The organism is Caballeronia sp. KNU42 (assembly GCF_053760385.1).
Genome location: NZ_CM132388.1, coordinates 3,192,492 through 3,204,439 on the forward strand (window position 1 = coordinate 3,192,492; position 11,948 = coordinate 3,204,439).

General features: G+C 61.9%; 11 protein-coding genes. 10 read left to right on the top strand and 1 reads right to left on the bottom strand.

What is annotated here, in order from left to right:
* The first annotated feature begins 49 nt into the window (after window positions 1-49).
* The 10 genes from cheA to ACSOSP_RS14445 all read left to right on the top strand — a co-directional run bounded on the left by cheA (window position 50) and on the right by ACSOSP_RS14445 (window position 10,937).
* Window positions 50-2,302, top strand: coding sequence for a chemotaxis protein CheA (cheA, locus tag ACSOSP_RS14400; protein WP_455307668.1), 2,253 nt, complete (start codon window positions 50-52; stop codon window positions 2,300-2,302).
* Between the two features lie 40 nt (window positions 2,303-2,342).
* Window positions 2,343-2,876, top strand: coding sequence for a chemotaxis protein CheW (gene cheW / locus ACSOSP_RS14405; RefSeq protein ID WP_031357095.1), 534 nt, complete (start codon window positions 2,343-2,345; stop codon window positions 2,874-2,876).
* Between the two features lie 44 nt (window positions 2,877-2,920).
* Complete coding sequence (locus ACSOSP_RS14410; RefSeq protein ID WP_455307669.1) at window positions 2,921-4,723, top strand: methyl-accepting chemotaxis protein; 1,803 nt, start codon at window positions 2,921-2,923, stop codon at window positions 4,721-4,723.
* A gap of 174 nt (window positions 4,724-4,897) precedes the next feature.
* Window positions 4,898-5,845 (top strand): CheR family methyltransferase, encoded by a 948-nt coding sequence (locus tag ACSOSP_RS14415; protein WP_455307670.1) that lies wholly within the window; start codon window positions 4,898-4,900, stop codon window positions 5,843-5,845.
* On the top strand, window positions 5,842-6,561 hold the full coding sequence (gene cheD, locus ACSOSP_RS14420) for a chemoreceptor glutamine deamidase CheD (protein WP_455307672.1): 720 nt from the start codon (window positions 5,842-5,844) through the stop codon (window positions 6,559-6,561). The genes ACSOSP_RS14415 and cheD overlap by 4 nt, the downstream gene beginning before the upstream one ends.
* Window positions 6,558-7,673: a protein-glutamate methylesterase/protein-glutamine glutaminase gene (locus ACSOSP_RS14425; RefSeq protein WP_455307674.1), complete on the top strand. Its 1,116-nt coding sequence runs from the start codon at window positions 6,558-6,560 to the stop codon at window positions 7,671-7,673. Before cheD ends, ACSOSP_RS14425 begins: the two co-directional genes overlap by 4 nt.
* 81 nt (window positions 7,674-7,754) lie before the next feature.
* Entirely contained in the window at window positions 7,755-8,150 is a 396-nt protein-coding gene (gene cheY / locus ACSOSP_RS14430) for a chemotaxis response regulator CheY (RefSeq protein WP_455310969.1), read from the top strand.
* Window positions 8,151-8,161: 11 nt separating this feature from the next.
* Complete coding sequence (cheZ, locus tag ACSOSP_RS14435) at window positions 8,162-8,854, top strand: protein phosphatase CheZ (RefSeq protein WP_455310971.1); 693 nt, start codon at window positions 8,162-8,164, stop codon at window positions 8,852-8,854.
* 271 nt (window positions 8,855-9,125) lie between these two features.
* Window positions 9,126-9,653 carry a DUF2844 domain-containing protein gene (locus ACSOSP_RS14440; RefSeq protein WP_455307676.1) on the top strand — a complete coding sequence of 176 codons (528 nt, stop codon included), beginning with the start codon at window positions 9,126-9,128 and terminating at the stop codon, window positions 9,651-9,653.
* Between the two features lie 18 nt (window positions 9,654-9,671).
* A complete protein-coding gene (locus ACSOSP_RS14445; protein WP_455307678.1) occupies window positions 9,672-10,937 on the top strand; it encodes a DUF3443 domain-containing protein in 1,266 nt (421 codons plus the stop codon).
* A 74-nt stretch (window positions 10,938-11,011) separates the two neighbouring features.
* On the opposite strand, the gene ACSOSP_RS14450 is transcribed toward ACSOSP_RS14445, so the two are convergent.
* Window positions 11,012-11,857, bottom strand: a complete 846-nt coding sequence (locus ACSOSP_RS14450; RefSeq protein ID WP_455307680.1) for a helix-turn-helix domain-containing protein — start codon at window positions 11,855-11,857, stop codon at window positions 11,012-11,014.
* Between the last annotated feature and the right edge of the window lie 91 nt (window positions 11,858-11,948).

An 11,948-nucleotide genomic window follows, 5' to 3' on the forward strand; every position in this document is an offset into this window, starting at 1 on the left:
TACGACGCGCATAGCGACGACAGACAAGGCATCCCGTGGTGACCCAGGCATGACACTCGACATTACGCAGTTCTATCAAACATTCTTCGACGAAGCCGACGAGCTGCTCGCGGACATGGAGCAGTTGCTGCTCGCGCTGGATCTGGCGAACCCCGATCCCGAAGATCTCGGTGCGATCTTCCGCGCGGCGCATTCGATCAAGGGCGGCGCGGCCACGTTCGGTTTTTCGGCGCTGACCGAGACCACGCACATCCTCGAGTCGTTGCTCGATCGGGCGCGCAATAACGAGCTGGTCCTGCGTCGCGACATGATCGATACGTTCCTTGAAACGAAGGACGTGCTGTCGGATCAGCTCGGCGCGTATCGCGCCAGTGCTGAACCGGACGCAGCGGCCGCGAAGGCGATCTGCGCAAAGCTTGAGTACTTGCGGGACAACGATCCGGCTGACGGCGCCGTCGCCGCGGCGGAAGTTGCGCAGCCGCAGCCGTCGTTCACGGAAGCCGCCGCGATCGCGCAGGATCTCGCGCAAGTCGCGCTGGCGCTCGGCCCGAACGAACCGCCGCCGCACGTCGTCGAGCAAGCGAACGAGGCGGTCGAGGAAGACGGCGAATGGGCCGAGTTTCCGGCTGCACCCGATGCAAGCCACGGTGCTGAAAGCGCCGGGCAAGAAGGTCCTCACCTGAAAATTACGCTACGGGGGGTGGGGGAGAAGGACCAGGCTCTGCTGACTGAGGAGCTTGGAAACCTGGGTACTGTCGTCGGGGAATTGAAGTCGGGTAGTGATTTGACGTTGTGGCTCGACTCGGATGTGTCCTCTGACGATATCGTCGCCGTGTGCTGTTTCGTGATCGATGAAGCGCAGATCGCGGTGAGCCGCGGCAATGCAGCCGATGCGGCGCCTGCTGGCGGGTCGCAAGCTGCTGCAGAGCAGGAAGACTTAGACGAGGTGGCAGCAAAAGCACCCGCACCTGAGAAGACGGAACCGGCGGCAGTCTCTGCTGCTGCCGCCGAGTCCCGCACCAAGATATCCGCAAGCCCGGCGGTGACGGAACCGTCCGAAGCGCCGAAGGCGCCGGAAGGCGACAAGAAAGCGAAGGCAGCCGCGCCGGCTGCCGCGGAAGGCAGTTCCATCCGCGTGGGTGTGGAGAAGGTGGATCAACTGATCAACCTCGTCGGCGAACTGGTGATCACGCAGGCCATGCTCGCCGAAACCACGAGCACCTTCGATCCCGCCTTGCACGACCGCCTGTTCAACGGCATGGCGCAGCTCGAACGCAATGCGCGCGACCTGCAGGAAGCGGTGATGTCCATCCGCATGATGCCGATGGACTACGTCTTCAGCCGTTTCCCGCGCCTCGTGCGCGATCTCGCCGGAAAGCTCGGCAAGGAAGTCGAACTCGTCACGTTCGGACAGGCAACGGAGCTGGACAAGAGCTTGATTGAACGCATCATCGACCCGTTGACGCACCTCGTGCGCAACTCGCTCGACCATGGCATCGAAACCGTGGAAGCACGGCGTGCGGCGGGTAAAGCGACGGCGGGGCAGCTGGTGCTGTCGGCGGCGCATCACGGCGGCAACATCGTGATCGAAGTCAGCGACGACGGCGCGGGCCTGCGTCGCGACAAGATTCTCGCGAAGGCGATGAAACAGGGCATGCAGGTCAGCGAACAAATGTCCGACGACGAAGTCTGGCAACTGATCTTCATGCCGGGCTTTTCCACCGCCGAGCAGGTCACGGACATCTCCGGCCGCGGCGTGGGCATGGACGTGGTGAAACGCAACATCCAGGCGATGGGCGGCCATGTCGAGATCCAGTCTCGCGAAGGCCGTGGCACGACCACGAAGATCGTATTGCCGCTGACGCTGGCGATTCTCGACGGCATGTCGGTGAAGGTAGGCGCCGAGATTTTCATCCTGCCGCTGAACTTCGTGATGGAGTCGCTGCAACCCGTTGCCGACGATATCTATACGGTTGCCGGCGGCGAGCGCGTGGTCCGCGTTCGCGGCGAGTACCTGCCGCTGGTAGCACTCCACCAGGTCTTTGAAGTGACCGATGCGCGCACCGAACCCACGCAGGGAATCATCACGATCATCCAGTCGGAAGGACGCCGCTTTGCCATGCTGATCGATGAACTGGTCGGCCAGCAGCAAGTGGTGGTGAAGAACCTGGAAACGAATTACCGCAAGGTGCACGGCATTTCCGCCGCGACCATCCTGGGCGACGGTCGCGTCGCACTGATCGTCGACGTCGCGGCGCTGAACCGTGAAAACCGCTCGGCGCATGGCGCGCTGACTCACTAAACAGATAGTCGGAACTCCCAACCAATTTTTGGAGGCTAACGTGGCAGCAGACATCCAATCGATTACTTCGGCAGTACAACGCCGTGACGTCCAACGTGTCAGCCAGGCCGAAGCGGCAGGACAGGAATTCCTCGTCTTCACGCTGGGCGCGGAAGAGTACGGCATCGACATCCTGAAGGTTCAGGAAATTCGCGGCTACGACAATGTCACGCGCATCGCCAATGCGCCGGCGTTCATCAAGGGCGTGATCAACCTGCGCGGCATCATCGTGCCGATCGTCGACATGCGCATCAAGTTCAATCTGGGTCGCGTGGAGTATGACAACCAGACCGTCGTGATCATCCTGAACGTCGCGCATCGCGTGGTCGGCATGGTGGTCGACGGCGTGTCCGACGTGCTCACGCTGCAAGCCGACCAGGTCATGCCGGCGCCGGAATTCGGCGCGACGCTCACGACCGAATACTTGACGGGCCTCGGCACCGTCGATGGCCGGATGCTGATCCTGATGGACATCGAAAAATTGATGACGAGCAAGGAGATGGAGTTGATCGACTCCGTCGCCGTGCCCGCCTGAGTCTTCATATAGTTGGTTACCAATACGTTGGTCGGGAAGAAGACATGCTTAAGAACTGGTCGATTCGTACCACGCTGACGCTCGTGGGCCTGCTGTTCGTCGGCTTTGCGGCAGTGGTGAGCGCGTTGTCGCTGAACGGCCTGCGCTCGGCCGGCAACTCGCTTTCCCTGTTGGCGGACAGCGACATGGTGTCCATGCGCGCGCTCAGCGACGCGTCGTCGAACCTGCTGCGCTCACGCGTGGCGCTCGACCGCGTGCGCGGGCTGACTGAGGCGAACAACGCCGACGAAGCCAAGAAGGTGCTCGAGCGCGGGCAGTTCCTGCTCGATAAATCGAACGAGAGCTGGAAGCTGTTCCTGTCGACGCCCAAGCCGATGTTGCCGCAAGCCACGCTCGACGACATCGTGACGAAACGCGACGCGCTGATGCATGACGGCGTCGAACCCGAGTTCGCAGCGATGCGCGCCGGCGACATGGCCGCGTATCACGCCATTGCGGACACCAAGATCAGCCCGATGTTCGTCGCCCTCGATGCAGCGACGGCCATCACGGCCGACTTGACGCAGAAGCACGCCGAGCAATTGCGCGCGGACGCGGCGGCGAACATTACGCTGCTGATCGAGGTGATCGTCGGCGTGATGGTGCTGGCCGTGCTCACGTTGATCGCCACCCGTGTCGCGCTGGGCGGCATGATCGTGCAGCCGATCAACGACGCGGTCGATCACTTCGAGCGCATCGCCAAAGGCGATTTGACGAAGTCGGCGCATACGGACAAGACAAATGAAATCGGCCGGTTGTTTTCGGGTATCGAACGGATGCGCACGAACCTGACCACGATGGTGGGATCGGTGCATCACGGAGCGGAATCCATCGATGTCGGCGCGCGCGAGATTGCGAGCGGCAACACGGATCTCTCGCAACGCACGGAAGAACAGGCGGCGTCGCTGCAGGAAACCGCGTCGAGCATGGAGCAGCTCACGAGCACGGTGAAGCAGAACGCCGAGAACGCGCGCCAGGCTTCGCAACTGGCTGTGAACGCGTCGGACATTGCGTCGCGCGGCGGTCAGGTGGTAGAGCAGGTCGTGGACACCATGAGCGCGATTTCATCGAGTTCGAGCAAGGTGGTCGACATCATCGGCGTGATTGAAGGCATTGCGTTCCAGACCAACATTCTCGCGCTGAACGCGGCCGTGGAAGCGGCGCGGGCAGGAGAGGAAGGGCGCGGTTTCGCCGTCGTGGCAGGTGAGGTGCGCAGTCTCGCGCAACGCAGCGCGGCAGCGGCGAAAGAGATCAAGTCGCTGATCGGCGACTCCACCGCGAAGGTGGAAAGCGGCTCCGTGCTGGTCGCACGCGCCGGCGAGACGATGGACGAAATCGTGCAGGCCGTGCGCCGCGTCACCGACATCATGGGCGAGATCAGCGCCGCGTCGGACGAGCAATCGCAAGGCATTGAACAGGTGAGCCGCGCCGTCGGGCAGATGGACGAAGTCACGCAGCAGAACGCGGCGCTGGTTGAAGAAGCGGCTGCCGCAGCGGCGTCGCTTGAAGAGCAGACGCGCAAGCTGAAGGACGTGGTCGGCCATTGGCAAGTCAGCAGCGACGCACCTTCCAGCGATCCGCGCTCGCGACTCGAACCGAAGGTTGTCGCCCGCGCGCATGCGAACGCAAATTCAAACGCAAGCCCGGCGATTAAAGTTGCCGCGCGGCCTAACGTCGCGGCCAATCGCGCCGTTAATAAGCTTAGTGCCTCACCGGCTCCGGCCGCTCCGGCACCGGCAACACTGGTCGCGAAAGCGCCCGCAGCAAAGCTCGCAGTGGCCGCGTCCGGCGACTGGGAAACTTTTTAAGGCAGTGTCAGACAGCATGCAGGCCCATCGAATCGCGCTCCTTGATGAGCATTTCAATGAAGCGCGACGGGCCGTGTGGTTGTCGAAGAGACGCGGTGCAACGCCCCATGGGAACCCGACCGGAGACCCGTACCGGGCCGCCGCCGATGCACGTTCCAGCAGAACAAAGGCTAGATGATGGCAACGCGCCCGCCCGTCGATTTACCCCGCGACCGGACCCGAAACGGTTCGGAAGTGGAACGCGACTTCGAATTCACCAGCGCCGATTTTGGCCGCATTCGCGACCTGATTCACCGGCGCGCCGGGATTTCGCTGTCCGAGCATAAACGCGACATGGCGTACAGCCGTCTCGCGCGACGTCTGCGCGCCTGCAATATCGATACGTTCCGCCTGTATCTCGACCGTCTCGAATCTCAGCCGGATAGCGACGAGTGGGAAGCGTTCACCAACGCGCTGACCACGAACCTGACCGCGTTCTTCCGCGAATCGCACCATTTCCCGATTCTCGCCACGTTCGCGAAAGGCCGCCCGCAGCCATTCTCGGTGTGGTGTTCGGCGGCATCGACGGGAGAGGAGCCGTATTCCATCGCCATGACGCTGATGGAAACACTTGGCGACGCCGGCGCGCGCCATTGCTCGGTGATTGCAACGGACATCGACAGCCAGGTCCTGCAGAAGGCCGACGCGGGCGTCTATACGCTTGATTCCGTGAAGACACTGGGGGCCGACCGCCTGAAGCGGTTTTTCCTGAAGGGCACGGGCGCGCATGCCGGGATGGTGAAGATCCGCCCGGAAGTGCGCGCGCTGGTGAAGTTCGAGCAACTGAACCTGACCGACGCGAAGTACGCGCTGCCCGGCCAGTTCGACGCGATCTTCTGCCGCAACGTGATGATCTACTTCGATAAACCCACGCAGGCGCAAGTGCTCGCGCGCTTCGAGCCGCTGATGAAGTCGGGCGGTTTGCTGTTCGCCGGGCACTCGGAAAACTTCACCTATGTGACGCAGGCGTTCAAGCTGCGCGGCCAGACGGTGTACGGTTTGTCGCGTGACGCAGCTGCTGCGGCAGCGTCACTCGCCGCGGCGAAGAAAGCGGGCAAGACGCTCGCCGGGGAGCTGGCATGAGCGGCTTGCCGATCGCATCGAATCTTTACTTCGACAACCATTTCAAGCTCCCGGGCGTGAAGCTGTTGCCGAACGAGTTCTACATGACGAGCGAAGACATGGTGCTCGTCACGGTGCTCGGTTCATGCGTGGCGGCATGTATTCACGATCGCTCGGCGGGCATTGGCGGAATGAACCATTTCATGCTGCCCGACGACGGTTCCGACGCGTCGCAATCCAGTTCGGATTCCATGCGTTACGGCGCCTATGCAATGGAAGTGCTGATCAACGAGATGATCAAGCGCGGCGGCCGGCGCGAACGCTTCGAAGCGAAAGTGTTCGGCGGCGGCGCGGTGCTGGCGGGCATGACGACGATCAATATCGGCGATCGCAATTCGGAGTTCGTGCGCCGGTATCTCGCGCTGGAAAAGATTCGCATCGTGGCCGAGGACCTGCAAGGCATGTATCCGCGCAAAGTCGCGTTCATGCCGCGCACCGGCCAGGCCATGGTCAAGAAACTCATCACGCAACAAGACCCGAGCGTGGTCGAACGCGAGCAGGCACTCGCGCGGCAAACACCTGAAGCACGCAGCGAACGGCTCGCGAAGGCGCGTGCGCGTGTCGAGATGTTCAGCCGGCCCAAAGCCAACGTTACCGATAAACCCCGCATCGAATTATTCGGTGCCGCAGCCGGCCTGCAGCGAACCGTCCGCACGAAGACGGCGGAGGAAGCATGACAACGGCCCGGAGCACGGAACCGAAAATCAGCGTGCTGTGCGTCGATGATTCGGCGCTGGTTCGCAGCCTGATGACCGAGATCATCAACTCGCAACCCGACATGCACGTGTGCGCAACCGCGCCCGATCCGCTGGTCGCGCGTGAGCTCATCAAGCAGCACAACCCCGACGTCCTGACGCTCGACGTCGAAATGCCGCGCATGGACGGCCTCGATTTCCTCGAAAAGCTGATGCGGCTTCGGCCGATGCCGGTGGTGATGGTGTCGTCGCTGACGGAGCGCGGCTCGGAAATCACGCTGCGCGCGCTGGAACTGGGCGCAGTGGATTTCGTGACGAAACCGCGCGTGGGCATTCGCGACGGCATGCTCGAGTACGCCGAAAAGCTCGCCGATAAAATCCGCGCTGCCGCCCGTGCACGGGTGCGGCAGACGCCTCACGTCGTGCACGCGGCGCCTGGCGCAAGCGGTGCGGCAGCGGCCACGAAACCCACGCCGAACCTGAACAATCCGCTGGTGAGTACGGAGAAGCTGATCATTGTCGGGGCATCGACAGGCGGCACCGAAGCGATCCGCGAACTGCTGGTGCCGCTGCCGCCCGACGCGCCCGGCGTGATGATCGCGCAGCACATGCCGCCGGGCTTCACGAAGTCGTTTGCACAACGTCTTAATGGCCTGTGCCGGATCGCGGTGAAAGAAGCGGAGCACGGCGAACGTGTACTGCCGGGTCACGCGTACATCGCACCCGGCGACGCCCATCTGGTGCTCGTGCGCAGCGGTGCGAACTACGTGGCGCATCTCTCCGATGCCCCGCCGGTCAACCGCCACCGTCCTTCGGTCGATGTGCTGTTCCGCTCCGCCGCGCAGAACGCCGGCAAGAATGCGCTCGGCGTGATCCTGACCGGCATGGGCCGCGACGGCGCGCAGGGCATGCTGGAAATGCAGCAAGCGGGCGCCTACACCTTCGCGCAGGACGAAGCGAGCTGCGTGGTGTTCGGCATGCCGCGCGAGGCTATCGCAACAGGCGGCGTCAGCGAGATCGCGCCGCTGGCGGAAATGACCCGGCGCGTGATGACGCGGCTCAGTTCAATGGGTGAACGCACGCAGCGCGTTTAATCGACGCCGGCAGAATTTGGATAGAAAACGCGGCGCGATGCGCCGCTTGCAGAAAACACAGGAACACAAGGAGCAGTGATGGTGGACAAGAACATGAAGATTTTGGTCGTCGATGACTTCCCGACGATGCGGCGGATTGTGCGAAACCTGCTGAAGGAGCTGGGTTTCTCCAACGTCGATGAAGCTGAAGACGGCGCGGCCGGTCTTGCGCGCCTGCGTGGCGGTGGTTTCGAGTTCGTCATTTCCGACTGGAACATGCCGAACCTCGATGGCCTCGAAATGCTCAAGCAAATTCGCGCCGACGCCGCGCTGTCCCATCTGCCCGTGCTGATGGTGACGGCGGAATCGAAGAAGGAAAACATCATCGCCGCGGCGCAGGCTGGCGCGAGCGGATACGTGGTCAAGCCGTTCACGGCGGCGACCCTCGACGAGAAGCTGCAGAAGATTCTCGAAAAGATGGCTAAGGCCGGGAGCTGATCGTGAACGAAATGACAAACCACGAGACGCTTATCGACGTCGAGCAAGAAGGCGATGCATCGAGCGACCGCATCCTGGCGCGCATCGGCCAGCTGACGCGGACCCTGCGCGATTCCATGCGCGAACTCGGCCTCGACAAACAAGTGGAAGCCGCCGCCGAGATGGTGCCGGACGCGCGCGACCGCCTGAAGTACGTCGCCACGATGACGGAGCAGGCCGCCGAGCGGGCGCTCAACGCCATCGAGCTGGCCAAGCCGCTGCAGGAGAACATGCAGCGTGACGCACAGGCGCTGGATGCGCGCTGGGAGCAATGGTATGGCGCGCCGCTCGAGAAAGCGGAAGTGAAGACCTTGCTCGCCGACACCCGGGGCTTTTTGCAACAAGTGCCGGTGCACACGGTCGCGACCAACACGCAGTTACTCGAAATCATGCTCGCGCAGGATTTCCAGGATCTGACCGGTCAGGTGATCAAGAAGATTACCGACGTGGTGTACGTGATAGAGCAGCAATTGCTCGGCGTGCTGCTGGAGAACATTGCGCCCGAGCGGCGGGAACAATTTGCGGCACAGGCAGCGGCGTTGGCGGCGGCATCGAGCGTGTCCGATACGTTGCTGAACGGTCCGCAGATCAATCCGGAAGGCCGCACCGACGTAGTCCAGGACCAGACTCAAGTCGACGATCTGCTCGCCAGTCTCGGTTTCTGACCATACGAACGCTCGACGCGCGCGGGCCTGGCGCTGCGCAGGTGCATGCGCAGATGCCGGCGCTTGCGCGCGTCGAGCCGCTTCCTGCGGCGTCAGCCCCCTGAAAGTATTCGGCGGCGCTCGACCATCCGCGTTTGTACGAGCCGTTGTTTTCCCGGTTCCGACTCAATCGGCTGGCATACTGACAGCGCTTTCTTATTAACTTTTGTGGCGCGGACGTTGCAGAAGGCAAAATAGCGAATATTGAGATAATCGAAACGAAGGAGCCGAAGTGAACACTTCGATCATTTCATTTAGCTTGCGGCGCGCAACGGCGCTCGCTAGCCTGGCAGCAGGGCTGACATTGAGCTTGCTAGCTGTATCGCCGGCTTATGCCGTGCTTGGCGGCGCGCCAATGACGCCGCCCGCCGACGCCACCGTGAGCAACGCCGTGTCGCATGCGGCAGTTTCCGCGGTTGCTTCGGCAGCGGGTGCTACGGCCAGTTCTTACACCGTGCGCACCACGACGCTCGCCGTCGGGACGGTGGTGAACGAGTATGTCGGCACGGACGGCGTGGTGTTTGGCATTGCGTGGCAAGGTCGAAGAATTCCCGACCTGCCGACCTTGCTCGGCAGCTATTTCCCTCAATACGTGCAAGGTATCCAGAATCAGCGCGCCAACGGCGGCGGCCGCGGACCTGTCAGCGTGGCAGGCAGCGCGCTGGTGGTCCGCTCAGGCGGCCACATGGGTGCATTTGCCGGGCAGGCCTACCTGCCGCAGTCCTTGCCCGCGGGCGTCAGCCCCAGCGACATCCAATAACGGACGGAGACTTTTATTATGCGTCCGACGATTTCCTCGTCCAATCCGACCTCGCGTTCGGGCTTGTTCCGGTGGCTTGCCGTGCTGAGCGTGTCGGTGTTACTCGCTGCCTGCGGCGGCGGAGGCGGCGATTCAGGCAGCAGTTCTGTCAGCAGCAGTAGCAGCGGTAGCGGCAGCAATAGCACGCCGGTCGTATCAACAGCGTCGAACACGGTGTCTATCACCGTCGGTCCCGGTGCTCAAAACTTCGTCAATATCCCGAACGTATCGGTGACGGTGTGCGCGCCCGGCACGAATACGTGCCAGACCATCAACAACATTCAGCTTGATACCGGTTCGTACGGCTTGCGGCTGGCCAGCGACGCTGCCACGCAGATTTTGGGCAGCTTGCCGGTGGCCCAGTCGACGAGCAATGGTCAACTGGCGGAATGCACGCAATTCGCCGATGGCTTCACCTGGGGCACCGTGCGTACCGCCGATGTGAAGATCGGCGGCGAAACAGCGAGCGGCATTCCGATCCAGGTCGTGGGCGATTTGCCCGATTCCACGGTGCCGCTCAATGGCTGTATCAACGGCAGCAACGAGAGCACCTCGCGGCAACTGGGCGCGAACGGGATTCTCGGCGTGGGTGTGGCGGCGACCGATTGCGGTGTGGACTGTACGAACGCCGCGACCAGCAACTACTATTCGTGCCCGAACGGGACAAACTGCTCGGCCATTGCCGTGCCGCTTGCCCAGCAGGTGGTCAATCCGGTTACGAAGTTCGCGGTGGACAACAACGGGGTGATCGTGCAATTGCCGTCGGTCGCGACGTCGGCGGCTTCTGCGACAGGCACGCTGGTATTCGGGATCGGCACGCAGAGCAACAACGCGCTGACTGGCGTGACGTCGTATCGCACGACGGATTTTGGCAACTTGATCGGCACCTATAAGGGCTCGTCGGTGACGACCATTGTGGATTCGGGTTCGAACGGCCTGTTCTTCACCGACAGCTCATTACCGACCTGTAAATCGACGTTTACCGACTTCTACTGTCCGACGAGTGCGCAAGCGCTCTCTGCGACCGTTACCGGGGTAAATGGAGTAACGACAGGCACGGTGAACTTCACGGTCCTGAACGCGCAGACGCTGGCCGCCAGCGGTACGAACTATGCGCTTAATGGACTGGCCGGCAGCATTGGCTCGTTTCCGACGCTGTTCGACTTCGGCTTGCCGTTCTTCTTCGGCCGAAATGTTTATTTCGGCATTAACTCCAACGGAAATTCGCCGTTCATCGCGTTTTAGCCAGCGTCATTTTTTAGCAGAAACCCGGCGGATGCTGACCTCGCCGGGTTTTTTATTTTCCGCTCCAGGCGCGCTCATTCGGGTTGCCGCGCAAGCTCCTCATCTCGCTTGATGTCTCTGCGCAAAAGGCTCGGGGCAATGCCTAGCCGTTGCGTAAAAGCAGCCGTCATGTGGGCGTGGGAGGCAAAACCCGCAGCGAGCGCGACTTCGCGCAAATCGTGGTTGGACGTGCGCAACAGCAAGCGGGCCTGCGCAAGACGCCGATCAATGAGATAGCTATGCGGGCTCTTTCCAGCCGCGGCTTTGAACGTGCGAATAAAGAATCCTTCTGACAGTCCCACTGCCGCAGCCATTTCCTGGACGCTCAGCTCCCGGCTGATGTTTGCGTCGATGAAGTCGTCGATTATTTTGAGGCGCGCCGATGTCATCCAGCGGGTAGCGACGGATTCGCTCAAAGAACCGGCGAGCTCGAGCTGAACCCGGTCGAACAGCTCCATCACCTTCTCCTCGATCGATAGGGCGGCGAGGACGTTGCCCAGAAGCGCGCTTCGGATGTCATGTGCCGCTGCGATGGCGGCCGGGTCTATCACATCATTGAACTGCCGGGACTTGATCCGGCCGATTTTCAAATCATTGTCGTTCGAGATGAGCAGATACTCCCCGCCTCTTGTTGAAGAAGAAAAGACCTCGCAACCGCTTGGCACAAAAGCGAGGCTGTTGGGCTTGGTACGAAATGGCTTGACCCTGTCGCTTGCGAACGCGTGGACACCGGATTGACTTTCAAAGGCGAATCCGATTGTGGATGTGTCAGGGTAATAGGATGCCTCGTATGCACGCTGTGGCAGCAACGTGATCCGAAACGTGCCCACCGTCGCCTCGCGAATTAACTTATCTTTTGCCTCGGCCATTTTTTGAGACAAGGGGCGCCCCTCTCGATTGCGATCACCAACTCTGCTGTCGGGACACATTTTAGGTCAGTTTTCTGATAGCGCTGTTTGCTGCGCGGTTTAC

Bases quoted from the DNA above. Each gene is read 5' to 3' on its own strand.
- cheA (WP_455307668.1), top strand. From the start codon at position 50: ATGACACTCGACATTACGCAGTTCTATCAAACATTCTTCGACGAAGCC.
- ACSOSP_RS14410 (WP_455307669.1), top strand. From the start codon at position 2,921: ATGCTTAAGAACTGGTCGATTCGTACCACGCTGACGCTCGTGGGCCTG.
- ACSOSP_RS14415 (WP_455307670.1), top strand. From the start codon at position 4,898: ATGATGGCAACGCGCCCGCCCGTCGATTTACCCCGCGACCGGACCCGA.
- cheD (WP_455307672.1), top strand. From the start codon at position 5,842: ATGAGCGGCTTGCCGATCGCATCGAATCTTTACTTCGACAACCATTTC.
- ACSOSP_RS14425 (WP_455307674.1), top strand. From the start codon at position 6,558: ATGACAACGGCCCGGAGCACGGAACCGAAAATCAGCGTGCTGTGCGTC.
- cheZ (WP_455310971.1), top strand. From the start codon at position 8,162: ATGACAAACCACGAGACGCTTATCGACGTCGAGCAAGAAGGCGATGCA.
- ACSOSP_RS14445 (WP_455307678.1), top strand. From the start codon at position 9,672: ATGCGTCCGACGATTTCCTCGTCCAATCCGACCTCGCGTTCGGGCTTG.